Source organism: Bacteroides sp. AM37-9 (genome assembly GCF_003603455.1).
Lineage (GTDB): Bacteria > Bacteroidota > Bacteroidia > Bacteroidales > Bacteroidaceae > Bacteroides > Bacteroides xylanisolvens.
This window is the reverse complement of sequence record NZ_QTNF01000006.1, coordinates 98,150-123,084: the sequence shown is the minus strand read 5'-3', so window position 1 is coordinate 123,084 and position 24,935 is coordinate 98,150. Positions and strand designations below refer to the sequence as shown.

21 protein-coding genes are annotated in these 24,935 nt (G+C 43.5%); 7 read left to right on the top strand and 14 right to left on the bottom strand.

From position 1 onward, the window contains the following. Window positions 1-69 precede the first annotated feature (69 nt). The 4 genes from DW862_RS06335 to DW862_RS06315 form a co-directional block, all read right to left on the bottom strand. The gene (locus DW862_RS06335; protein WP_120067498.1) at window positions 70-2,211 is read right to left on the bottom strand and encodes a KamA family radical SAM protein; all 2,142 of its coding nucleotides are present in this window, start codon (window positions 2,209-2,211) and stop codon (window positions 70-72) included. Window positions 2,212-2,696: 485 nt separating this feature from the next. After that, window positions 2,697-3,329: a hypothetical protein gene (locus DW862_RS06325; RefSeq protein WP_009041269.1), complete on the bottom strand. Its 633-nt coding sequence runs from the start codon at window positions 3,327-3,329 to the stop codon at window positions 2,697-2,699. Window positions 3,330-3,440: 111 nt separating this feature from the next. Continuing rightward, a complete protein-coding gene (locus DW862_RS06320; RefSeq protein WP_118408596.1) occupies window positions 3,441-4,829 on the bottom strand; it encodes a sodium:alanine symporter family protein in 1,389 nt (462 codons plus the stop codon). A 40-nt stretch (window positions 4,830-4,869) separates the two neighbouring features. Then, window positions 4,870-5,517 carry a helix-turn-helix domain-containing protein gene (locus DW862_RS06315; protein ID WP_004314088.1) on the bottom strand — a complete coding sequence of 216 codons (648 nt, stop codon included), beginning with the start codon at window positions 5,515-5,517 and terminating at the stop codon, window positions 4,870-4,872. Window positions 5,518-5,664: 147 nt separating this feature from the next. On the opposite strand from DW862_RS06315, the gene DW862_RS06310 reads away from it, so the two are divergent. Then, window positions 5,665-5,841: a histone H1 gene (locus DW862_RS06310; protein ID WP_004301965.1), complete on the top strand. Its 177-nt coding sequence runs from the start codon at window positions 5,665-5,667 to the stop codon at window positions 5,839-5,841. A gap of 89 nt (window positions 5,842-5,930) precedes the next feature. On the opposite strand, the gene DW862_RS06305 is transcribed toward DW862_RS06310, so the two are convergent. Next, window positions 5,931-7,679, bottom strand: a complete 1,749-nt coding sequence (locus tag DW862_RS06305) for an ATP-binding protein (protein WP_120067496.1) — start codon at window positions 7,677-7,679, stop codon at window positions 5,931-5,933. Between the two features lie 149 nt (window positions 7,680-7,828). Here DW862_RS06305 and DW862_RS06300 point away from each other — a divergent pair, with 149 nt between their 5' ends. Both DW862_RS06300 and DW862_RS06295 read left to right on the top strand, forming a co-directional pair. Then, window positions 7,829-8,767 (top strand): site-specific integrase, encoded by a 939-nt coding sequence (locus DW862_RS06300; RefSeq protein ID WP_120067495.1) that lies wholly within the window; start codon window positions 7,829-7,831, stop codon window positions 8,765-8,767. 395 nt (window positions 8,768-9,162) lie between these two features. After that, window positions 9,163-12,267, top strand: coding sequence for a hypothetical protein (locus DW862_RS06295; protein WP_165861887.1), 3,105 nt, complete (start codon window positions 9,163-9,165; stop codon window positions 12,265-12,267). Between the two features lie 418 nt (window positions 12,268-12,685). On the opposite strand, the gene DW862_RS06290 is transcribed toward DW862_RS06295, so the two are convergent. The 6 genes from DW862_RS06290 to DW862_RS06265 all read right to left on the bottom strand — a co-directional run bounded on the left by DW862_RS06290 (window position 12,686) and on the right by DW862_RS06265 (window position 17,311). After that, entirely contained in the window at window positions 12,686-13,135 is a 450-nt protein-coding gene (locus tag DW862_RS06290; RefSeq protein WP_004314755.1) for an N-acetylmuramoyl-L-alanine amidase, read from the bottom strand. Window positions 13,136-13,138: 3 nt separating this feature from the next. After that, on the bottom strand, window positions 13,139-13,462 hold the full coding sequence (locus DW862_RS06285) for a hypothetical protein (RefSeq protein ID WP_004314756.1): 324 nt from the start codon (window positions 13,460-13,462) through the stop codon (window positions 13,139-13,141). A 281-nt stretch (window positions 13,463-13,743) separates the two neighbouring features. Continuing rightward, window positions 13,744-14,268, bottom strand: a complete 525-nt coding sequence (locus DW862_RS06280; protein WP_008644339.1) for an HU family DNA-binding protein — start codon at window positions 14,266-14,268, stop codon at window positions 13,744-13,746. Between the two features lie 190 nt (window positions 14,269-14,458). Next, window positions 14,459-15,820, bottom strand: coding sequence for a replicative DNA helicase (gene dnaB, locus DW862_RS06275; protein WP_118407843.1), 1,362 nt, complete (start codon window positions 15,818-15,820; stop codon window positions 14,459-14,461). 16 nt (window positions 15,821-15,836) lie between these two features. Further along, entirely contained in the window at window positions 15,837-16,457 is a 621-nt protein-coding gene (locus tag DW862_RS06270) for a hypothetical protein (RefSeq protein ID WP_117811032.1), read from the bottom strand. A gap of 578 nt (window positions 16,458-17,035) precedes the next feature. Then, the gene (locus DW862_RS06265; protein ID WP_008644351.1) at window positions 17,036-17,311 is read right to left on the bottom strand and encodes a DUF4248 domain-containing protein; all 276 of its coding nucleotides are present in this window, start codon (window positions 17,309-17,311) and stop codon (window positions 17,036-17,038) included. A 279-nt stretch (window positions 17,312-17,590) separates the two neighbouring features. On the opposite strand from DW862_RS06265, the gene DW862_RS06260 reads away from it, so the two are divergent. Further along, on the top strand, window positions 17,591-18,853 hold the full coding sequence (locus tag DW862_RS06260) for a putative DNA modification/repair radical SAM protein (RefSeq protein WP_004314762.1): 1,263 nt from the start codon (window positions 17,591-17,593) through the stop codon (window positions 18,851-18,853). Window positions 18,854-19,102: 249 nt separating this feature from the next. Continuing rightward, on the top strand, window positions 19,103-19,876 hold the full coding sequence (locus tag DW862_RS06255) for a TIGR03915 family putative DNA repair protein (RefSeq protein ID WP_087323521.1): 774 nt from the start codon (window positions 19,103-19,105) through the stop codon (window positions 19,874-19,876). A gap of 86 nt (window positions 19,877-19,962) precedes the next feature. Here DW862_RS06255 and DW862_RS06250 read toward each other — a convergent pair whose 3' ends face one another. Beyond that, window positions 19,963-20,631 carry an MgtC/SapB family protein gene (locus tag DW862_RS06250; RefSeq protein WP_004314765.1) on the bottom strand — a complete coding sequence of 223 codons (669 nt, stop codon included), beginning with the start codon at window positions 20,629-20,631 and terminating at the stop codon, window positions 19,963-19,965. 174 nt (window positions 20,632-20,805) lie between these two features. Here DW862_RS06250 and DW862_RS06245 point away from each other — a divergent pair, with 174 nt between their 5' ends. Next, complete coding sequence (locus DW862_RS06245; RefSeq protein ID WP_049703241.1) at window positions 20,806-21,174, top strand: DUF2809 domain-containing protein; 369 nt, start codon at window positions 20,806-20,808, stop codon at window positions 21,172-21,174. 3 nt (window positions 21,175-21,177) lie between these two features. Here DW862_RS06245 and DW862_RS06240 read toward each other — a convergent pair whose 3' ends face one another. Together DW862_RS06240 and DW862_RS06235 are read right to left on the bottom strand one after the other, a co-directional pair. After that, window positions 21,178-22,047: an ion transporter gene (locus DW862_RS06240; protein ID WP_008021108.1), complete on the bottom strand. Its 870-nt coding sequence runs from the start codon at window positions 22,045-22,047 to the stop codon at window positions 21,178-21,180. Window positions 22,048-22,177: 130 nt separating this feature from the next. Beyond that, a complete protein-coding gene (locus tag DW862_RS06235) occupies window positions 22,178-23,158 on the bottom strand; it encodes a lytic transglycosylase domain-containing protein (RefSeq protein ID WP_008021109.1) in 981 nt (326 codons plus the stop codon). 311 nt (window positions 23,159-23,469) lie between these two features. Between DW862_RS06235 and DW862_RS06230 the strand changes: the two genes are divergently transcribed. Further along, complete coding sequence (locus DW862_RS06230) at window positions 23,470-24,783, top strand: TIGR01777 family oxidoreductase (protein ID WP_120067493.1); 1,314 nt, start codon at window positions 23,470-23,472, stop codon at window positions 24,781-24,783. Window positions 24,784-24,935 lie beyond the last annotated feature (152 nt).

Below are 24,935 nucleotides of genomic sequence, written 5' to 3'. Positions count from 1 at the left end.
AGTATTAATCGACAAGTATCAAATAGCAGGTATTATCCAGCAGCTTCGGTAATACTTATTACTTAATACTTAGTACTTATTACTTATTTCTAAATTACTCATTTTATCAGTAGTGCGGAAGGGGAAATCAGGATACTCGTAAAGACTGAAGCGAGGTTCGGTTTCTCCTTTCGTATAATTCCAGATAGAAGCATAATCTTCCGGATCTTCTCCCATCTTGGCTAATTGGCGCAGATAAGCGGCCAGTGATTTATTTTCTACAATATAAATCTGTCCCATCTGGTCGATAATCGGGCTATGATGACGAGTGCCGTCATGTTCGAAGCGTAGAATCCGTTTTCCTTCTTCCGTCAGTCCCACCAATTGGAAGGTCATACTCTTACCGATAGCCGGCAAATTCAATACACTGCGATCCGTAGCAAGGAAAGGCAAATGATGTTTTCTCATGAAATGTCTTAATTGCTTGGCAACATCTTCTTTCGTCTCCTCTTCCGTTCCGACTTTCGTCTCTAATATTTTGTATAATTCCTCCGCCTGTTCCAGTGTCATCCGACCATAAATCTTTTCCTCCTGTTGTTCCTGCATCGAACGGCTGTTGGGAGCAAATACTGCATAATTCTCATTGAATCCCTTCACCGAGAAAGTATAATAACATACCACCCCCAATGAATTGAGCACCTGGCGAAGCCGTGTCGTATGTCCCCGACGTGAAGCAGCCACTGTATATACCAACTGATTCGTGATAATCCATCCGGCAGAAAGAATCTTCCGAATCGCCTCTTTAGCTTCAGGCGTGACCTCCAGCGGTGTTTGAAAATGAGTCTGGATAATAAACTGTTTCACCCCGATAGCCGAAGCCTTCTCCTTGAACTCCCGCAAAATATCAACCAGCCCGTCATTGATACGCATCGGCAAATAAGCCAACAACCGTGACCCCAGCCGTACCCGTTGTAATTCCGCATATTTCTCTCCTTCCGGTCGTCCGAGATTTGCCTTCTGCTTGCGTACCGCCGTCCGATACACCGCATCCAAAATATGTTGAAGTGTCTTATTCTGACTCATCAGCGCATCGCCCCCTGTAATCAGAATATCCCGCAACTGTGTATCCTCTTCAAAATAAGTCATCAACCGGCGCAACTTACGATCCCATGATTCCTTCGGGCGTAAAGACTCAAATTCGAAATTCAACCGTTCGCTTTGGAAATCATACATCCGCTGGCAAGAAGCACAAAGTCCCCCGCAAGCCCTTCCCATCGTGTCAGGAATGAGAATAGCCACCTCCGGATACCGGCGATGAATATTATGTCCGTCCGGCAGAAGCCATCCCGCAGCATTAGGTTTACCAACCTCCACAATATCCTCCTTTTCCCACGCACGAATATTTCCATACGTCTCCACCAATCGTGGCGAATACAGAATATAACTCCGGATAGCCTCATCATTATACCCATATCCTGTAATATTGAGTAACGACAAATAATAAGGAGTCGCAAAAAACGGCATCCCCTTCTTTCGTGCCCGATAAAGCAAATACATCGTCTCCGAAGAAAGAGAATTCCCCAAGAACCGATTCAGTTCTCCCGGACTCTTCACAGCCATCGCCAAATGAAAGCGGAAATCATTCCACCACTCACTCACCAACCTGTATTTCTCCTCATAACTCATTCCCTCCTCAAAGTGGAAACGAACCGAAGGCTTCGACTTCCTGTTCTCAATCTTCTGAATCAGCAAGTGCAACATCCGCTCCTTATTTTCATCCCGTATCTCCCGTACCTCTTCATCCAGTCCGGTTTCCCACCGGTCATTCCGACTTTTGATACGCTGCGGTGACGGCAAAGGCGTAATTTCTCCCTTCAACCGTTTAAACATCTGAAAAATTTCAATAAACAAATCCGTCGGCATCTCCATATTCTCCAACGTTCCCGTCAGAAACTCATAAAGCAGCCGAATAGTCTGTACTGACATATCCTGTCCCGTAGACAGTTCATGAACATTTTGCCCATCATAATCAAGTAAGAGTCGAATTTGCTCCCTCGCCTCCTCCGCAGCTTCGTTTTCTATCCTGCAAGTCTCCAACAACCGCAGTATTCCAGCCTTGAAATCCTCAACAGTAGAGCTCTTATCCGCTATCTCCACTATCTCCGGAATCTCCTGACCATAGATTTGTTTCAACTGTGAAAAAGTAAGTGTAAGCATTTTCTTTTGTTTCATAAGCAATCTATCAATTTTTAAATTATATAATAAGCATTTTAAGTTTGAACGACCTCCCTTCCCCCCGAACTATATGTCTCAAATCCCGAACAGCATCTCATCCCCTAAGTATCCTCCATCCATAACCTACCAACATAATCATCAAAGCGCAACATAACACACAATCACACCGCATAGCACTCTACACTGCATAGCACTCCACGCCGCATGGCCTCCCGGCCTCGTCTGCACGGCGTCAAGCGGAGGTTTCATTCCCGGCGTTAAGAAGGGCAGACTGTTTGAGCGAAGCGAGTTTCTGCCCTTTAGCCGGGGATGAGACCGGAGTAGCCGGGCAGACGCAGCCTTGATTTTTTCTTTTTGGTACTTTTTCTTTTGTATCAAGACAAAAGAAAAAAGTACATAAAGATAACAAAAAAAGCGGAAGTACAAAACCCCCGCTTTCTCTATCATATTAATCTTTACGCTTTTCTAACATTTAACGCGACTTATTTTTTCGTTTCCGTGTCGTCATCCTTCCGTTTCGGTTCCTTCTTGGCAAGTAGAACGATATTATACACATAATCCGTCATCCACTGCTCCGAGTACCCCAGACGCTCTTTGTATTGGCGGATAGCCGCAGCCGTCTTATGCACGTCATCCGCTTTCCATACCGTCTTGGTGCAAACATCATGTACCGTCTTCTGCGTCATGCCATACAGAGCCTTTTTAAAGATCGACGGCATACGGAACTTCCACTGCATCAGATTTCCCATCAACATCATCAGATCATTAGAAAATCCTTGATACATGAATAAATAAGATTGAATATCATTTTGAGTGCGGCAGTTACGTTTCACGGAAGCGTCGATTTCCTTGAAGAAATTCTCATTCAGCCCATAATCCTGCATCAGCATTTTGCGTGACGCAGACTTTTCGGCCAATCCCAGTTTACCGTTTTGAGTAGGCACTTTAAATAAACGTTTGAAGTTAGCTACGTCCGGCAAGAATCGGATATTGGTGATACCTAGGTTTGTGGCGATCACTGACTGGAAATACACCCGGGTCAGTGAAATGAAATCTTCTACATTGCCGACTTTCGTTTCATCGGATTTTTTCTTGAATAAACCAAATAAGCCCATTGTTATATTTACAATTTTACAATTTACAATTTACTATTTGAGTGCGTGGAAGGTATATAATATAACTACCATCTGTCAATTTCCGTGCAAAGGTACAAAAACAGTTGGTTTTCACCAACATTCCAAGTCCTTTTCGATGTCCGGCATAGACTCTTTCTTAAAAACAGGACTTTGAATGCCGGCTTTCTTTTGCGCCCGGTAATCATTTAACAGGCGGATCGCATATTTTCCAAGGAAGAGGATAGCGATCAGATTGCAGATAGCCATTAACGCCATAGTGACATCTGCCAGGCTCCATACCATATCCAATGTGGCAAGTGAACCGAAGAGCACCATACCGCCCACTAATATCCTGTAACCATGAAGCACCCACTTCCGGTGAGTGATAAAGCGGATATTGGCCTCCCCGTAATAATAATTTCCCAGAATACTGCTGAAAGCGAAAAAGAAAAGAGCCACAGCAACGAAGACGCTGCCCGAAGAACCGATCTCGTTCGTCAATGCCTGTTGAGTCAACTGCACCCCATTGGTCGATCCATCCAGCGGAGCACCACTAAACAGAATGATAAAAGCCGTACAAGTACAAATCAATAATGTATCCGTAAATACTGCCAAAGTCTGTATCAATCCTTGTTTCGCGGGATGACTGACATGAGCCGTGGCAGCCGCATTCGGAGCCGATCCCATACCGGCCTCATTGCTGAAGAGCCCTCTCTTGATACCTTGCATCAATGCCATGCCGACTCCTCCTGCCAGTGCCTGTTCCCAACCAAAAGCATGGCTGACAATCAGAGCGATGACGCCCGGTAAATGAGTGATATTGAGTATAACAATCACCAGCGCCAGCCCCACATATCCCAATGCCATAACCGGCACGATAATGCTGCTGACACGGGCAATGCGTTGAATACCTCCGAAGATGATAACCAACGTCAGCAATGTCAGTACCCCTCCCAATATAATATGATTGAACCCGAAAGCATGCTCCGCAGCAGCACAGATGGTATTGCTCTGTACAGAATTGAAAGCAAAACCGAAAGTGATGCTTATTAATATGGCAAAAAGCATTCCCATCCACGGTTGTTTCAATCCCTTCTTCATATAATAGGCAGGACCTCCGATGAATGAATCCTTTCCGCGTATTTTGTATAATTGCCCTAAGGTAGACTCGATGAAAGCACTCGAAGCCCCTAGCAGTGCGATGACCCACATCCAGAAAATAGCTCCGGGACCGCCGATAGCGATGGCGGTAGCCACTCCCGCAAGATTTCCTGTACCCACACGGCTGGCGATAGAGATAGCGAATGCCTGAAAAGAAGATACATGTTTCTCTCCCTGCTTCCCTTTGCCCGCAGATTCGCTTAACAGTACGATCATTTCGCGAATCATGCGGAATTGTACGAAGCGTGTCCGTATGCTGAACCAGACAGCACATCCCAATAACATGATAATCAGAATATAGGTCCAGAGTATGTCGTTAATCTCGTTGATAAAGGTCATAGTTAAGTATTAAGTATCAAGTATTAAGTATTGTTTGTGGTTATTCGTTTTTTATTCGGAAGTAGAATTTATGATTTTCGAATACGGGTTCCACAATATCATAACGAACAAATTTGGCGAGCAGATGTTCAGCGGCACGTCGTGAAAGTCCGGTTTGGCGACAGTAGCGGTTGAGTGAAAGTAAAGTGCCATGCTCCAGTTGTTCGAGCAGGAGCTGTTCACGTTCGGTGTAACGGATCAGTTCGCCACGGGGGCTGTCGCTTTGTTGCCATACACGGAGATGTATAGGTGTTGCCAGAATATTTTCATCCTTGATGCGGAGATAGGCTAGAGGTTTCCCGGTTTCGTCTTTGGCGTAAACCGGTTTATGCGGAGTTTCTTCGATGGTCGCTACCAACACTTGCCGTCCCTCCACTATATATGTTTGCAATGTGTATTCCACTTCCGGCACGCAATAAAGTTGTGCGGCGGCTTCAATCATATATTTTTCTTCTTCGGAGCGTACTCCCGCGATTTTTCCATTGTCTTTTACGCCAATAAGTAATCTTCCTCCGTCCGTGTTGGCAAAAGCCGAGAGTGTTTTGGCAATTTTGCGTGCGTCGGAAATTTCGAATTTAAAGTCCTGTTGCTGGTGCTCTCCTTCAGCAATCAATGCATGTATATAATCGGTATCTGTAAGCAGTTTCATGGCTACAAAGGTAGGTAAAAATGGTGAAAAGCCCCTTTTTTAGATATTTTTCGAAGATTATTTCAAAAAAAATATTGATTTTATGCTTTTATTTCGGGAAACAGTGTATTTTTGCGGCACATTATTAACGAAAAAAATAAAAGGATTATGAAAGAATTGGTAGAAAAGGTAGCAGCTCTGTATGCTGACTTCTCAAAAGATGCTAACGCACAGATCGAAAACGGTAACAAAGCAGCAGGAACTCGCGCTCGTAAAGCTTCTTTGGAAATCGAAAAAGCAATGAAAGAATTCCGTAAAGCATCTTTGGAAGCTTCTAAGAAATAATTTAGAAGACTACTAAGATATCGGAAAGAGGCTGTCTAAACTTGTTAGACAGCCTCTTTTATTATAATACATGAAAATATATACGAACTTTAAACTTCTTCGCACACCACCATTTTCATCCCTTGATAAACGACTATAATTTTGTGCAGCGTCGTTGTTCCGATTGCTTTTTGCACCGTTTCACTGGCGGCATAGCGGTTGGCTTGTGTGATAGCCTCTTGTCGGAGTTGCTCCACCTTTTCATCACTATCCTTTCCTTTGGCATATTTCAGTTCGATAATGTAAGAATGGAGCATGTCTTTGTATATATCCAGTAAGGGAAACATGAAGATGTCGGCATATCCTTCCTGATTCTCCTGTTCGGAGATAGGGCGATAGAAACGGTTCTGTGCGGTCATAGCCAACGTAAATCCATGTACGTATGCTTCGCCTTTTTGCTTGTCTCTCTGGGAAGAATATCGGTGCAGACATTCGGCGATATAGTCGAAGTAGGCTTTCCAGTCGCCACGATAAGCCATAGCGGATGCCAGTTTTCCTTTTTCCCAGTTGTCAAAGCGGAGGTCCGCTTCGTTGTAGGTATCTAATAAGTAACTGTACAATTGTTCACGTACTACTTGATTGGGAATAGTCAACTTCGTTTCTCCTTCTAAAGTCCCACTGATAGTCAACATTCCGAAATAGAATAATAGGCTGATAAAGTTATCCGGTTCTGCAACTGTTTCGGCTGGAAAACCTGTTTTTAGTTCTCCGGTGACATATCCTTGTTGTACCAATGTCTGGATGGTAGAGGCGTCATGAGCAAATTCTTTGTCCTTGCGGATCAACATTCGTAGTTTGTTGTAATCCACGCGGATGTTTTCTTCTACCATATTGCGTGGCATATAGCCTCCATTCCGGATGTAATTATCCACAAAGTAGAGTACCATATTGGAGTTGTACATTGTAGTACTGCCATAACTTTGTTCTGCAAAACAGTAGTTGTCATACCAAGGTTTCATAGCTTCTATCAGCTCGTCGGTAGAGTGGTGAAACTGGCAGGTAGTGGCATAATAATCCAGCATTGCGCGTACCTCTTCTTCGTTGAATCCGGTCATTTCATTAAATTCCGGAGAGAGCGAATAATTGGTGCCAATATTGAATCCGCTGGTGAGATCGTCCATCGTGACGGGGCTGACACCTGTTACGAAGCAACGCTTGATAGTGGAGTCCGTGCCTGCTTTCACCGTATCGAAGAAACTGCGTAGATAACCTGTTCCGTATGTCTCGCTCTTGTAATCTTCCAAACAGGAAGGCTCTGATAGGATTTTGCTTGTAAAGTGGTCGTATTCATCAATGAACAGATAAATCTGCTGATTGGTCTTGATACATTCTTTATATAGATAATCCAGTTGCTCTATGGCTCCCTTTTTCTTATTCATTTCTTCCTTTATCCCTTCGGGAAGATATTGCGCATAGACATCGCAGAAAAAGTTGAATTCAGTGTTGCAATGTGCGTCCAATGATTGCTGGTAACTATTCAATTCGGCATTAACTACGGCAAAGTTCAGATAAATGATGAGATATGAATTTCGTTCGGGAGTGGGATGCTTTCCTATGTACAGGTCGCCATACCATTTCTCAAACTTGTCCGCTTCTAATATGTTATAATAATGGTGGAGCATGGAGATCGTTAAGCTCTTTCCGAACCTTCGCGGACGAATGTAAAAGAAATACTTGTTCGCATTCTCTATGAGAGGGATATAATGCGTTTTGTCTACGTAATAACAGTCGTCTTCGCGGACATCGATAAAGTTCATCATTCCGTACGGAATACGTTTGCGCTTTACTGGTTGGTTCATAACTCTTTCATTTTCTCACAAAAGTAACAATAAAAATGAATATTGATGGATGGCAGTTATATAAATGATAGAATATCTTTGGATATATCCGGGTGGTAATAACGAGAATACTTGTATCTTTATTGTCGAATAAATTAATAAATTGAGAAATGTTGAAAGTAGTAACATTTATGAAGCAGGTAGCTACGGGGCTACAGGTGGAGGGAAACTTCGGTACTGCGCATGTTTATCGTAGCAGTCTGAATGCCATCATTGCTTATTGTGGGGAAGAAGATTTGCTTTTTAGTGAAGTAACTTCGGAGTGGCTGAAGGGATTCGAAGTTTACCTTCGCAGTCGTGGTTGTAGTTGGAACACCGTTTCCACTTATCTGCGTACGTTTCGTGCGGTTTACAATCGTGCCGTCGATCTTGGGAAAGTTCCTTATGTGCCTCATCTGTTCCGTTCTGTTTATACCGGTACTCGTGCCGATCATAAACGTGCGTTGTGTGATGACGATATGAAGAAGGTGTTTGCGAAATTGTCTCGTACGTCAGGTGTGCCATTTGCTGTATGTCAGGCGCAAGAGTTGTTCATTCTGATGTTTTCGCTTCGTGGTATGCCGTTTGTCGATCTCGCTTATTTGCGTAAGAGTGATTTGCGTGATAACGTAATAACGTATCGCAGACGTAAGACAGGACGACCATTGTCGGTGACATTGACTCCCGAAGCGATGATCCTAGTGAAGAAGTATATGAATCGTGATCCTTCTTCTCCTTATTTATTTCCGTTGTTGAAAAGCCGTGAAGGAACTAAAGAGGCGTATCGCGAATATCAGTTGGCATTGCGCAGCTTTAATCAACAGTTGATGTTGCTAGGTGAATTATTGGGATTATCCGATAAGTTGAGCTCGTACACCGCCCGCCATACCTGGGCTACGACAGCTTATTATTGTGAAATCCATCCGGGCATTATTTCCGAAGCGATGGGACATTCGTCTATCACTGTAACGGAGACTTATTTGAAACCTTTCCGGAGTAAGAAAATTGATGAAGCAAATAAACAAGTTCTTGACTTTGTGAAACGCTCTATTGTAGGTGTAATTGTTTGAAAATTACTCTGTTACTTTGTAGGTAACGGGAATGAATATCGGTGCAAATATGAGCATATTTCTTAAAACAACCAAACGAAATCATACATTTTTTCTAATAAACTACTCAAAACAGGAAATAACCAAATAAAACACGCGGATTCTTTGTATTAGGGCTTTGTTAACTTCTAAATTTTGGCAAAAGATCTCCTTCCCTCTACTGCCTTTCAGAAGCAGGGGTAAAAAAGTTTCATTGCTTATCGTATCATTTTTCAGTATTGACTACTCCCGAAGAGCAGGCACAAAGGTTTCCCCGTTACCTACAAAGTAACGGGCGGTCTATTATTGAAACTTAGTGTTTAATAATATATTATTAATGTAATTTTTAAGTAGTTATGAAAAGAAAATTTGTAAAAGTGATGTTCTTCGGGGCGTTGGCACTTTCTACTGTCACCTATGTAGGTTGTAAGGACTACGATGACGATGTGAAAGGTCTGCAAGAGCAGATTGACAACATTAACCAAAAGGGAGCTGATGTGACGACGGAAGCTATGACAACTGCTATTAAGAGCGCAATTGCAGGTTTGCAATCGCAATTAGATGCAATTGCAAGCAAAGCGGACAAAACAGCGGTGGAAGAACTAAAGAGTACTGTTCGTGATTTACAAACAGCAGTGGATGGGAAAGCATCGCAGGCTGATCTTACAGCTTTGAGTGGGAAACTAACAGAAGCTATTGATAAGGTGAATACATCTATTGATAGTAAAGTAGGAGCTGCTAAGGATGAATTGCAGGCTAAAATCGATAAGTTGCAAGAAGACTTAGAAAATGCAGATCAAGATGCGGCAGCTGCTGTTGCTGCTGAATTAGTAAAAGTAAGACAGGAACTAAAAGATTTGAATGATGCAACTGGTGAAAAGTTAGCTGATTTGTCTGATAAGATAGAACAACTTCAAAGTCTTGAAAGTCGAATTGAAGATCTGGAAGCAGCCAATGAAAACTTTGTTACTATTAATCAGCTGAATGATTATATGAATTCAGCTGCTGTAAAAAAGTATGTTGATGATGTTCTTGTTGACTATTTGACTTCTGATGAAGTTACAGATAAAGTAGGTGCTGTTCAGGAATATGTTGATGGACAGTTTAAAACAGAAATTCTAGCTAAGATTTCTACTACTTATTTGAGCCTTGGAACATACAATGAGGATATGGAAGCATTGCAACAACAAATCAGTAAATTTGTAGATAGCCAAAGCACAGAATATAAGAAAATATTTACAGATATAACCTCGTTGCAAGAATATAAGACAGATGTATTAGAAGTACTTGTTAAATCGTTGAGCGATGATAACACAATTGCCAAAGCTAACAAATGTGCTGAAGTATTAGGCGATATTGAGAGTCTTTCTGACGAACTTGCAAAATGTGCAAAAACGGATGACTTGAAAAACTATGTAAAGAGTTCAGAGCTGAATGGTAAGATTGATGCACATTTAAAAGATAAGTTTGCCGGATACGATAGCAAAATAGAGGACATTGAAGGAAGTATCTCCGATCTTACGAGTGAATTAACCAACATGGTTAAGAGTATTGTATATATACCGGAAAGTGTAGACAGATCCGTTTCTTTTAATACACTCTATGCTAAATTTTCAGGCACTGGCGGTGAGAATGAGATTGGAGTTAATTGGCTACCCGTAGTGAGTGTGAATCGGGTACAAGTGAAATTCCGTGTATCACCAGCTTCTGCTGTAACCGAATTAGTAAAATATGATAAGGCAAATCCGGAAGCATGTAGATATAATGTTAATACCGACTATCAAGCTTTGACTCGTGCAAGTGGTGAATTCTTTACTATTAGCAAGATCGAAAAAGGTGCGGAAGATAATATTATATTGGTAACTTTGGATGCCGGACAAGCTGTAAAGAACTATGCGATAGCTTTGACGTTGATAGACAGGGGTGACAAACCTTTGAATAATATTTCATCAGACTACTTTGCTGCAGTTAAAAAGAATAAGTTTATTCAAAGTGTAGCATGGACAACAAGTGGAACCATGCCTACTGTGTTGAATAATGATGGTGCCACACCGATAGACTATAAAGCTGAAGGTTATGGTTACAAGATTACTGTAAGTGATGAAACGGATGGTAGCGGTAATCCGCAGTCTGACCTGACTCCCGAAGACTTGCAGATTCCTGCCAGTGGGATATTTGAGGTAGCATTTGCGTTTAATGCAAGTGGTAATCCTAGTAATGCTTTCTCTTTGTCAGCAACGGATGGAAAACTATCTGTTAATAAGGCTATTGATGATGCTACCAGATTAGGAAACTCATGTACAATAACGTCAACGGTAACAGTGAATGCTCTTGATGCATCTACTAAATCGTATGATCCAACTTCATTCAGTGAAGTTACAATAAAATCTGAATTGGCAGACTATACTGCATCAAATACATCTATTATCGGTGCTTGGAGTGGAAATTCAACTCCTAAAGAATATTTGCTCGCTGATGAAGATATAACTGCAATCTTAACAGCTTTGGGTGTTGCTGACTTTAGTACAGCTAGCATTACAACTTCAACTCCTGCCGCAGGTGGTGTTACTTTAGCAGTACAAACAGCACATAATGATAAACTTGTGGTAAAAGTATCGGAGTCAACTATCTATGAAGATGATGTTGTTGCCTCTATATCTGCTAATAATAAAACAATAAAGGTTACTGTTCCTGGTGTGAAAATAGCTATCCCTGAAAAATTTGATTTATCAGAAGCAGGTGGTATGTGGAACCCGGATGGTACTGTGAATTTAGTTGTTGAACCAACGTATAATGGTGGTGCTGAAAAACTTCAAAGTATTAAACTTACAAGAGAGTTCTCACAGATTATTGGCAATTATGCAACTGTTAGTGTTGCTTTGGGTGAAAATTATGACGATGAATTTACTTATGAGGTAACTGGTAGTGATGCTCAAGGAGAAGTAGCTGCCAATAAACTTACAGTAGCAACTAATGCAACGGATAATGTTACAGTAACTATGAGCGTAACTTGTACGGCTGGAGCTACATCTTATGTAGTTGCAAGCAAAACAATTAATTTTGCTCCCATATCAAGTTTGTTGACTTCTACTTTAGTTGAGGGTACTGACGCGGAACATACTGCAGCAACCAAGGGGGAAGTGGTTACCTTCTCTACAACATTTGCTGACTTTACATGGTCTGATCGTAGAGGAAAAGTAATGTGGCCAGCTCCTGATGCTACTTATTTTTATCCAGCTACCGCAGCCGATGCTCTTGCTATCTACGGATATTCAATGGAGGTAAAATTGAGTGGTGATATGAAAGACTACTTTGAACTTGCTGATGATAAAACGACTGTTAAGATTAAGAGCGGACTTACCATACAAGCCCCGGCAAGCGATATATCAGTCAATGTTGTCTTTACTCCTAATGTGATGTGGGGAGAAGCTCCGGCTCCTGTAACGAAAAGGATAATATTCCCGAAAGAGCTTTTTAATTGATTGAAATAATAGGATTCTGTTTTATTAGATATTTCCTCTTATTTATTCCTTATTAAAAATAGGAAAATACTTTTAGAATAGAAACAAATAAACCCATTCTTCACTTGTGTGTGAAGATTTTTACCCCAGAACAAAGCGAAGGACACAGCTTGTGAAAGTCCATCCTTCCTCTTTGTTCTTCTTTAGAAAAGGGATACCTCCCACATTTCCCACAGGTATCCCTTTTTATTTTTACTCTCGGAGCGTCTTTTTGTTGTACTAGAATCAAATTGCTAGTCCCCATTTCCCTAAATGTCAAGGAGACGTTCCCAAGATGCAGAAAACCCGGGCTTGCGAAAGTCCGGGTTTTCTTGATTAATAACCAATAACAATTAACCAATAACAACTAACAATAGAGTATGTAAATGAAAAAAGAAACCTATTCTTTATCCCACTCCTTGCTCGCTTCAAAACAGGGGCAAGCCTTGATCCACTCTTCCGGCTCAATCTCACCGTCTCCGTCAAGATCGGGACTAAGATCACGATGTCCGCAGACACGGCATCCCGGAAAATCCTTTAATAAAGTCAGGATAAGAACCCGTAGCGAGTGTTTCTGCCAACAAGTGCGCGTGTCTTTCGGCTGTCCCATGCAGTCCAGTCCGCCTTCGTAGCAGATACCGATACTTTCCCGGTTGAAACCACGGCTATGCGCACCGATCCGTTCTAACGGACGGGTAGACTTAATATCCCCGTTCTTACGAATATAAAAATGATAACCCACACCATTGAAGCCGCGGCGACGATGACAAACGTCCAAATCATGTTCGGTGAACGATTTATCCTCGCGGGTGGCGGAGCAATGAACGACAATCAGATTAATAGTTCTCATGCGTCAGGCAGGTATTAAAGAAGTGGATGATGATGCGGATTCGGAACCATTGTTGCGCTGAATACACTCTTTATTGACACACTGTAAAGTGACAGCTTCCGAAAGCTTGCCTTTTAATGAAAAAATTTCCGAGTGCATTTCCTTCACACGGTCGCTCAAATCGAAATAGTCTTTTAGCACCTTTTCGAGCTGCTTCATAAGGAAGCCATACTGCTCTTTCACTAGTTCGCTGAACTCTTTGACGTCCTGCATCATTTGCTGACGTTTTTTGCGACCTCCGAAAAAAGGGAGGATGGCTGTAATAATATCAATGATTTTGTCTAACATCTTTCTTGAATTAAAGATTAAAAATTAAAGATTGAGAATTGAGAATTAAAAAATAAGAGAAACTAAAAATAGAGAAACTAAAAATAGAAAAACTAAAAAACACGAGAATGAAAGAAAATGGAGAAATAAAGAAAATGAGAAAATGCGGGAAAGAGAAAAACAGAAAAGCAGCAACCACATGGCAAGGAACCATACATGGATCAGTTCCTGAAACCATGTGATACTGTTTTTTCTAAGGATGAAGTTTCATTCTGCCAAAGAAGATAGAGCGGGCAGCCTATTTACGCTGCCGGATCCGGTGCTTCTCCACCGCCCGGTTTATTGCCCCCCGAACCGCTGCCGGAATCATCGTCCGAACCACCGTTTCCGGAATCGCTTCCATCGCCCTTTCCGCCCAGGACGAAGTCCACGTTGTTTTCGCTTCGTGTACTCGTATGGCTCGAATTCATCAGCTTCAACGCTTTGTCGGCAACAAAGCGGACATTGACACGGCGGATGCTGCGCACCGTACAATCTTTCATAGTCTCCGTACCATCACTAGTCAGCGTGATGTGGAATGTACCCAATCCGTCAATCTTCACCTTGTCGCCCTGGGTGAGCGACAGACGCAACTGTTCCACAAATGCCTCGATGGTGTGTTTCACATCTCCGGCAGTCAGTGACGATTTACTTTCGATGGCGGTAGCCATCGTATCAACGTCCATCACTCTTACATTGCCCGATTTCTGACGTATGTAATACAGTAACGGAGCATCCTCCTGATTTACATACTTTCTGCGCTGATAGCGTTCTACTAATACATCCATAAATTTGAAAAGTTAAGGTTTAAGTGAATAATTATATGTTTTCTTTTTGATACTACAAATATACAAAATCAGAGAGGAGAAGTCAAGTAAATATGGTTTTATTTTCTCTGATAATATAAAAAGTTTTATACCGGATATGTATCAATACTATTTCGATAAATTGTCTTGATTATTTATACAATAGATCGTTTTATTTAGCATGTTTTTCCAAATATTCCAATGGCGGAACATAGTCATATATTTTTGTCATCGACGGATTATGTCCGAAATATACATTCCCAGTCTCTCCATTACGCTGCTTGGCAACGATAACCACCCCCAGTCCTTCTGTCGGGTAACCGCTTTCCCGGTCGGTGACGACGCGTTGCATGGCCGGTCGGTAAAGCAACATCACGACGTCCGCATCCTGTTCGATAGCTCCGCTCTCGCGCAGGTGTGCCAGTTCCGGACGTCCTCCGGGACGATTCTCCGACTCGCGGTTCAGTTGACTAAGCAGTACGACAGGAATATGCAGCTCCTTGGCCAGCAACTTGGCTTTCCGGGTGGCTTGTGCCACTTCCTGTTCGCGGTTGCGGTTGGCCTGCTTGGTAGTCATGTCGCAGAGTTGCAGGTAGTCGATAATAATTGCGTCACACTGATTGCGGCTTTTCAGTAGCCGGGCACTTGAGCGAATGTGATCCATGCTGACAGAAGTGCTGTCGTCCACGTAGATGGGGAGTCCCGACAGTTCTGAAGCTGCGGTGTGGGCATTTTCCATCTCTTGCAGGGTAGGTATTCCGTTTCTCCACCGGTAAGGATTAATGTTGCTCGCTGCTGCCAGCCATCGGTCGGCAAGGCGTTCCCCTTGCATCTCAAGGCTGTAGACGGCCACCGCATTGCCCGCCATTGCTGCGCTGCGTGCCAGGTGCAGGGCAAAAGCCGTTTTACCTACGGAAGGCCGGGCGGCTATCACTATCAGATCACTATCCTGCAAACCGCCCGTTTTCTGGTCGAGTTCGGTTAGTCCGGTGGGGATGCCGGTGACGCCGTTCACGCTTTTGGCAATACGCAATTCAGCTTCTTTCAGCGTGTCGGTCATTAGGGTGTCCATGCAGCGCATGTGGTCGTGGTGGCCGGATTCGCCTTCGAGACGGTCGAGTAGGTTGTGTGCGTCGATGAGGGTATCGTCGATGTCGATTGTCTCATCCATGGCGCAGGTGAGGAGTTTGTTGAAGCCGACTACGGCTTCGCGTGCCAGATATTTCTGGTGGACGATTTGCGCGTGATACTCGATGTGGGCGGAGGAGGCTACCCGGCTGCTTAGTTGTACGATGGTATACGGCCCGCCTATCTTTTCGAGCACTCCGCGACGGGTGAGCTCTTCTTTGACGGTGAGAATATCTATCTTTTTGTTTGCCTGATACATAGCTATCAAGGCGGCGAAGATCAGCTGATGATGATCGTCGTAGAACATTTCGGGACGTAGCTTGTCGGCTACGAGTGGCAGGGCCTCCTGTTCTATCAGGCAGGCTCCAATGATGGCTTCTTCGAGTTCGCTGGCGTGTGGTTGCATTTCTTTTCGATGTTTTTTAGTCTATATATTCGTTTAAGAAAGCCTTGTCTTTCAGGTAGGTGGCGGCGAGGGGGATGAAACGTGTGTCGTTGGTGTGATAGTAGACTTCCTCGATGTGGTCGATGGCTGTCTGCTGTTCCTCTTGGGTGAGCTTGTCCCATTCGCGGCGGGCACGGGCGACGTACTGTTTGGGTTTTTGCATCGTTTCATGATATTTATCCCAGAAAACGTCGAACACTTCGGATTTTTCTTTCTTTTTTTCTTCGCGGGCTTCCGGAGAGATGCAGCCGGTCCAGAAATCATAGTTGTTGATATGAATGTGGAAGATTCCTTTCTGGTGTGGGATGATCTTGATAATGCCCTCTTCCTGGATTTTTTGAAAGAAGCGGAGGGTTTTGGATCGGCTCCATTGGAAGAGTCGGCTCCAGTGTTGCTGGCTGATGACGGATTCTCCGCGTTGGCATACGATGTCGATCTGCTGAATCTTGTACGTGGTTTCCGAGTAGTTGGCGTGTATCAGGACTTGGAGGAGCGCTTCCAGTTCTCCCGGCGCTTTGTCGTTTATCTGACGTTTTAACAGTGCTTTGGGAATCAGGATGTAGCCTTCGTGCAGGAGGTTGTTTGGAAGTTGTTTCATTGAGGCGTATTTTTATTTACTTGTTGTTGATTGCGGGTTATCCCCATTGTGCATACATTGTCGGATGCGGCTGCGAAGGTAGTGTATGAATGGCTGTTCGTGCAAATCTTTTTTGGCTGGAATGAAGGTGTTTTGAACGGTATGGTGGTATTTGGGCTGTATTGGGGGCTGTAGGACGGAAATAATGTTGTTCTGTGTGACACCGCGCGGGTGTAAAAGATGAGATTGGGGGAATGAATAGAAAAACAGAGGTTCTGTTGGGATGAAACAGAGCCTCTGTTTATTAGAAATAGAACCTCTGTTTGCCGTAAATAGAGGCTCTATTCGGGGACATGCGGCTTTCTTTTTAGTATTTTTTTTGACAAAAAATCGAACAGCCAAACGAACACCCCCTGGAGGTGGCTCAACTGCTTGTCTGTCATGCGTTTGCAACGCTCGAAAAAAAGTAGGCGAACCACCAACCGAACATATATAAATACTAAAATATAATAATCTATATAATATAGTTCGTTCAACACGTTTTTTCTGTGTTTTCGGAGGTGTCAGGATGCAGTAAATCTTTACTTATGGGTGATGCGCTAACGTAGGATTATTTTTTCCGGTCCCCAGGTCATGAAAAGGATCTGCTGTTGCTTCGGACTTAGACGTGTTGTTTCGTGTACGTAGTGTGCGGCTTTTAATTCGTCGAAGAGCAGTTTGTCGAGTTCTATTTCGTTTCTCATTCTTTTGCTGGCTGTGTCAGCGTTAGAATATTCGGGAAAATACTCCTGCGCTACGGCAGAGAAGGTTTTAAAACCATTGATAACCCATTCTCGTTCTTCCATTTCTTCTTCGTTTTCGTTTGAAGTCTTCATTTGTGTAAAATTAAATTGTTTATTAATGCAACACTTCTTGTGTTGACTTTGCAAAGTTAATGAAAATATATTTGTTGTGATAAAATAATCGATTTATTTTATTATCATATTTGATCTATGTAATAAAATATTGTATCTATTAAACTCCTTTTTTAAGCGTAGCTTTTTGTATCATAAAATTTGACTTGTTTTGTATTGATATATTTGCTAAACTTTTTTTCTTCTATACGCGTCTCAAATTAAATCGTATATTTGCGAAAAGAATCAAGATTGGGAATTATGAACGAAAACGTCTTAGCTAAACTGAAGATACTTGCGGAATCTGCCAAGTACGATGTTTCTTGTTCTTCCAGTGGTACGGTGCGCTCCAATAAGCCGGGCACGCTGGGAAACACTGTCGGAGGATGGGGGATCTGCCACAGCTTTGCCGAGGACGGGCGGTGTATCTCGCTATTGAAAATCATGCTTACCAATTATTGTATTTACGACTGTGCCTACTGTATCAACCGACGTAGCAACGATCTTCCCCGCGCCACATTTTCCGTTTCGGAATTGGTGGAACTGACAATGGAATTCTATCGTCGTAACTACATTGAGGGGTTGTTTCTTAGTTCCGGAGTGGTCCGCAATCCGGACTATACGATGGAGAGACTGGTGCGTGTAGCCAAAGATTTGCGGCAAGTGTACCGGTTCAACGGTTATATTCATCTCAAGAGTATTCCCGGTGCCAGTCGTGAATTGGTGAATGAGGCCGGGCTGTATGCCGACCGTTTGAGTGTCAACGTCGAAATTCCCAAAGAAGAAAACCTGAAACTCCTTGCACCGGAGAAAGATCATAAAAGTGTATTTGCTCCGATGAAATACATTCAGCAAGGTGTGTTGGAGAGTAAGGAAGAACGGCAGAAGTTTCGCCATGCACCCCGTTTCGCGCCTGCGGGACAAAGTACCCAGGTGATTGTGGGCGCTACCTCCGAGTCGGATAAAGATATTCTTTTCCTTTCGTCGGCTCTTTACGGACGGCCGACCATGAAGCGTGTCTACTATTCGGGCTACGTTTCTGTGAATACATACGATAAACGTCTTCCGGCATTGAAGCAACCGCCCTTGGTACGTGAAAACCGGCTCTATCAGGCTGACTGGTTATTGCGCTTTTACCAATTCAAGGTGGACGAAATTGTGGATGATGCCTATCCGGATCTCGACCTCGAGATAGACCCGAAACTCTCGTGGGCTTTGCGCCATCCCGAACAGTTTCCTGTCGACATCAACAAAGCGGACTACGAAATGTTGCTCCGTGTGCCGGGAGTGGGAGTGAAGTCGGCGAAACTGATTGTCGCCTCCCGCCGTTTTTCGCGACTGGGTTTTTATGAACTGAAGAAGATAGGAGTGGTGATGAAGAAGGCGCAATATTTCATCACCTGCAAAGAACTGCCTCTCCAAATGCTGACTGTGAACGAACTTTCGCCGCAACGGGTACGTAGCTTATTGCTCCCGAAACCAAAAAAGAAAGTGGATGAACGCCAATTACGATTTGATTTCTGATTTATGATTTATGAATTCTGATTAAACGAATTACTAAGTATGTTGATTAGCTTATATAATAATTTAGGTACAGATTACACGGATTACACGGTTTTTAGTGTTGTCATTGCTGCAAAGAATCCGCATTAATCCCTGTAATCCGTGCCTAAAAATAAATCATAACCCGGAAATCATAAATCATAATTCATAACCCATAAATCATAAATCATAATTCATAATTCATAACCCATAAATCATAAATCATAAATCTTGAAAATTTTCGTTTACGATAAAAGCTTTGATGGTCTGCTGACTGCTGTGTTCGACGCCTATTTTCGCAAGACCTTTCCCGATGATTTGTTGTCGGAAGGAGATGCTTTGCCCTTATTTTATGATGAGTTGCATACCGTAGTCACCGATGAAGAAAAGGCAGGGCGTGTGTGGCGGGGATTGCAGAAGAAAGTCTCTGTTTCCGCTTTGGGCTGCCTCACACAAAGTTGGCTGTCGGAGCTTCCGGAGGTAGGGATGCTCATTTTTCGTTATATCCGTAAAGCGATCGACTCACCCCGTTCCATCGAAACCAATTTTGGCGATCCGGACGTTTTGCGATTGGCGCAAATATGGAAGAAAGTGGATGGCGAACGTGTGCACCTGATGCAGTTTGTCCGTTTTCAGAAAGCTGCGGATGGTACATTCTTTGCGGCTTTCGAACCGCAGTATAATGCGCTTCCTCTTACCGTTCACCATTTCAAAGACCGTTTTGCCGATCAGAAGTGGATTATCTACGACATGAAACGCCGTTATGGTTTTTATTATGACTTGCAGGAGGTGACAACCATCTCGTTTGATGATGACAGCCGTGAATCCCATCTGATTACGGGGATGCTGGATGAAAGTCTGATGGATAAGGATGAGAAACTTTTCCAACAACTCTGGAAAACTTATTTCAAGGCCATTTGTATCAAAGAACGTATGAATCCGAGAAAGCACAGGCAGGATATGCCTGTACGTTATTGGAAGTATCTGACGGAAAAGCAGAAATAGGGTTTCATTTCTTTATATTTTAGAATTAAAATACTCCTCCTTGTTTCTTCTGCTTTTCTTGTCTCTATTGTTTTTTGTAAAGGGACTTATTCAATTCGCTGCACTGTTACCTCCGGAAACTCCTGTATCAATGAAAGCAGATGGCCTTCATCGTTATTTCGTTTCGACTTGATGACCATGCTCACTTGATAAAACTCTGCTTCACCCTTATGCAACGTTTCCATCTCGTAAGAGACTATCAGGTAGTCTTTAGAGTTGAATCTGTCCGCTATCTGTTTCAGAGTGTCTTTGTTGGAAGTAGAGAAAGAAACCATCGAGCTTTTCATTCCGATGCTTTTAAACAGGTAACTAAGTAATTCCAGTCCGATGAGGGTCAATACCATGGCAGCAATGCCGATGGTGTACATTCCTGCGCCTACTGCCAGTCCGATACCGGCAGTTGCCCAGATTCCTGCAGCGGTAGTCAGTCCGCGTACAATCTGCTTTTGGAAGATGATGGTTCCCGCACCGATAAATCCGATGCCACTGACGACTTGAGCCGCCACACGACTGGGGTCGAGCGTGACACTGCTTTCTTTTATAATCTCCTGAAATCCGTATTGAGAAACAATCATAATCAGGGCACTGCCTAGCGATACGAGGAAATGAGTACGGTATCCGGCTTCTTTGGCACGGTATTCACGATCCAGTCCGATGATCGCCCCCAGTATGCCGGCGACCAATAAACGAATGACGAAATCTATGTTCAACATCATGTGTTCAATCTCCTTTCTGTTTTTTATTGTTTGTGGAAAAATACTTGGAACTATAAATATACAATTATTTCTCTTTTATGGATCAATCATTTAGTAATATTTGAACGTATTCGATCTATTTTATCGTATATTCGCAGACTCAAATGAATGTTTAACCCTGTGATTGAGTGAATAATGAAGAAAAGATTTTTTTATATAATCAGCTTTCTGCTGATCTTTTGTATAGAGGTATTGATAGCTTTATATGTGCGTGACAATTTCATACGTCCTTATGTCGGAGATATGCTGGTGGTAGTGCTGGTGTATAGTTTTGTGAGGATATTTCTCCCGACAGGAATTCCGCGGATGCCGTTTTATGTCTTTCTTTTTGCCTGTTTTGTGGAAGTGCTGCAATACTTCCAGTTGGTGGAAACATTGGGGATTACGAACCGTGCAGCCAGAATCATTCTGGGCTCTACGTTCGATTGGGCGGACATAGCTTGTTATGCGGTAGGCTGTGTGTTTATTGTTTTATTCGAGCGTTTCTTTCAGCATAAGTCGTAAAATTTATTTCTTTTCCACGTCTGTTTCGGACGGATTCAGATGATGTCCGCAATATTTGCAAAACTCGGCATTGTCTTCGTGTCCGGAGCGATGGCAGTTGGGACATTCTTTGTCTCTTCTGCGTTTGTAGTCTTTCATCATGGAGGCAGATACGATCCCTGTCGGTACGGCAATAATTGTGTAACCAATTAGCATGACACAGGCGGAAAGGAACTTACCGAGACCGGTGACAGGGGTGATGTCTCCATAGCCTACGGTAGTCATGGTGACGATAGCCCAGTAAATGCTGTTCGGGATGTTGTTGAACTGTGAGTTGGGTTGTGTTCCTTCAATCATATACATCAGCGTGCCGATGGAAGTCACCAGGATGACGACAAATAAGAAGAATACCGCAATCTTCTTGCTGCTTTCGCGTAAGGCGGTGAGCAGTCGTTCGCCCTCATTCAGAAAGTTGAAGAGTTTGAAGACACGGAATACCCGTATCAGGCGGAAAGCACGGATGATGAGCAGATAGCGTGCACCGGGGAAGAGCAGGCCGATGTAGAGCGGAAGGGTGGCTAGCAAGTCTACGATTCCGAAGAAGCTGAATATGTATTTCCGAGGACGGGGCGAGCAGTAGATTCTCGTCAGGTACTCGAAAGTGAAGAAAGCGGTGAAAAGGTACTCCATAATGACGAACGGAGTCGTCAGAAAGCTGGGAAGTCCTTTCAGGCTTTCGATGATGACAAGCAGTACACTGACTAGAATACAGCCGATCAGAATCACGTCAAACAGTTTCCCGGCGGGAGTGTCCGATTCGAAGATGATGACGTACAACTTTCGTTTCAGTTTTTCGTCATGTAAAAAACGATGGATTCTTTCTTTCAGTTTCATACTAACAGTTCATACTAAATGCTATTTGGACGTTCCTCCGGCATCTTCTTGTAGAAAGAGGTTGTTTGGCTGTGAATGGGCAGTGCAAACTCCGTTTTCCGCTATGAGAAGAGGTTAGGGGGGAGGATTTTCAGTCAATGACCCATTGTTTATTATAAGCCTCTGTTTTTTTCGGATCGTAATACATACCTTCTTGTGTAGGAATATAGAGGGTGTATGTCTTTCCGGTCTTGTTCCTTAATGAGGTGTCGCGCAGCCAGGGGTTGGCATCACGGAGTTGTGCGTATGTGATACCTTGTGATTTGGCATAATCATTCAAATCATTGATGCTAGTGGAGACGGTCACCTTTTTGTAGGGAATGGGCGGATACAGATGTTCCCGCTTCAACAGAAACCCGTAACGTTGCGGGTTGTTGAATATCTCTTTGGCTGCCAATATGCGGAACATATAGCGGGAAGTTTCTTCTACCAGCCATAAGTCCATGGCATGACTTGCCAGTTGTTTGTCGAGTTGGGAGGAGATACGTCCCTGTCCGGCATTGTAGGCGGCGGAGACAGCCATCCAGTCTCCATATTTGGCATACGCTTGTTTGAAATATTTGCAGGCGGCTACGGTTGCTTTTTCAATGTGGTAGCGTTCGTCTACGTTGTCGTTCACTTCCAGTCCGAATTCCCGTCCGGTGGCAGGCATAAACTGCCACAGTCCTGCTGCTCCTGCCGGAGAGCGGGCGATGTTGTTCAGGTTACTTTCGATTACCATCAGGTATTTGAAGTCGTCGGGGATGCCGTTGGCTTTCAGTATCGGTTCTATGATGGGGAAGTATCGGTTGGCACGTTTTATCAGTAGCATGGTGGTGGAATGCATATAGGTGAAAGCCATCATCTCACGATCCATCCGTTCGCGGCGGTCATAGCGGCGGAGGTCAATGGTTTCTCCGTCAAAAGTAACTTGGGCGGGAACGGTGGGCGAGGTGACGCAATAAGGAACTTCCGATTTGGCGGAATGTTGTTCGGTCACCTGGCTGCTGCCTGTCAATACAGGAATGGATGCGCCGATGCAAAATACTAATATGAGCGTAAGAATATAGTTGATTTTAGTTTGTTTCTTCATTTATTTATTTCATTATTTCAGTTAATACCATTCAGTTTCTTGTTCAGACTTTGTCGGACTGTTCACATACTTGCCATTCTCTCCAAACAGATCGCTTTCTGTATTCCGTCCGCCCTGTTTGTAGATGCCGTTCATCGTCTCCTTTATTTGATAGAACAAATTTTCTCTCTCTTTGTCAGTCTGTTCAGAGATTTTTTTCTTTCAGTATTAAAGTCTGCCTTGCAAAGATAGCCCCATTTTGTTTTTTTCAAAGAACTTTTCTTGCATTTTATACGTTTTTCTAATAGAGTTAAAATAAATAATGAATCAAGATGAATATAGCAATGACCGGAGCTACCGGATATATAGGTAAACATCTTTCCAATTATCTCACAGAAAAGGGCGGACACCGGATTATTCCCTTGGGAAGATCGATGTTCCGCGAAGGTATGTCCGGACATTTGATTCAGACATTGACGCATTGCGACGTAATCATCAACCTGGCTGGCGCACCCATCAATAAGCGTTGGACACCGGAGTACAAACAGGAATTGTTCAACAGCCGCATTGTGGTGACGCACCGTATTATCCGTGCGTTAAATGCCGTCAAGACAAAACCGAAACTGATGATTTCAGCTTCCGCCGTGGGCTATTATCCTCCGGAAGTGGAAGCGGACGAATATACCCGTACCCGTGGCGACGGTTTTCTTTCCGATCTCTGTTATGCATGGGAGAAAGAAGCCAAACACTGTCCCCAACCTACCCGGCTCGTCATTACACGCTTTGGCGTAGTGCTTTCTCCGGATGGGGGAGCGATGCAGCAGATGCTTCGTCCTTTGCAAGCCACGAAGGTAGCTACCGCCATCGGTCCCGGCACCCAGTCTTTCCCGTGGATAGCCATGCACGACCTTTGCCGTGCCATGGAGTTTTTTATCGCCCACGAAGAAACGCGGGGTGTGTATAATCTGGTCGCTCCGCAACAGATTTCGCAATATTCTTTTACCCGTGAGATGGGAAAAGCTTATCAGGCATGGACAACGATTGTTGCTCCGCAGCGGGCTTTCCGTATATTTTACGGTGAAGCGGCTTCTTTCCTTACAGCCGGTCAGAAAGTCCGCCCGACACGTCTGACGGAAGCCGGGTTTCGTTTTTCCATCCCTACTGTCGAACGTCTTTTTAAAGGTACGGATCACACCACGGTCCCCTCTCTCGACCTGAACCGATATATGGGACTTTGGTACGAAATAGCCCGCTACGAGAACCGTTTTGAACACGGACTGGTAGATGTCACGGCCACTTACACGCTTCGTCCCGACGGTACGATTCGTGTGGAGAACCGGGGGTGCAAGCGCAATTCTCCTTATGATATCTGCAAGACTGCCAACGGACACGCCAAGATACCCGATCCCGCGCAACCGGGTAAACTGAAAGTCTCTTTCTTCCTTAATTTCTACTCTGATTATTACATATTGGAGCTGGATGAAGAGAATTACAACTATGCCCTTGTAGGCAGCAGCACCGATAAATATCTCTGGATACTAAGCCGCGCGCCGCAACTGCCCGAGGAAATCAAAAAGAAACTCGTCACCGCTGCCGAACGCCGCGGTTACGATACCAACCGATTGCAATGGATAGAACAATTTTGATTATAAATATGCTTTCATAATTAGTTTATATAATAAATCTAGGCACGAATTACGCTGATGAACACTGTTGCTTTATCTATGCGTCATTTTGAAAAAAAACGTAAAATCCGTGCCTGATAATAGATAATTATTAGGCAAGAGTACTTAAAACA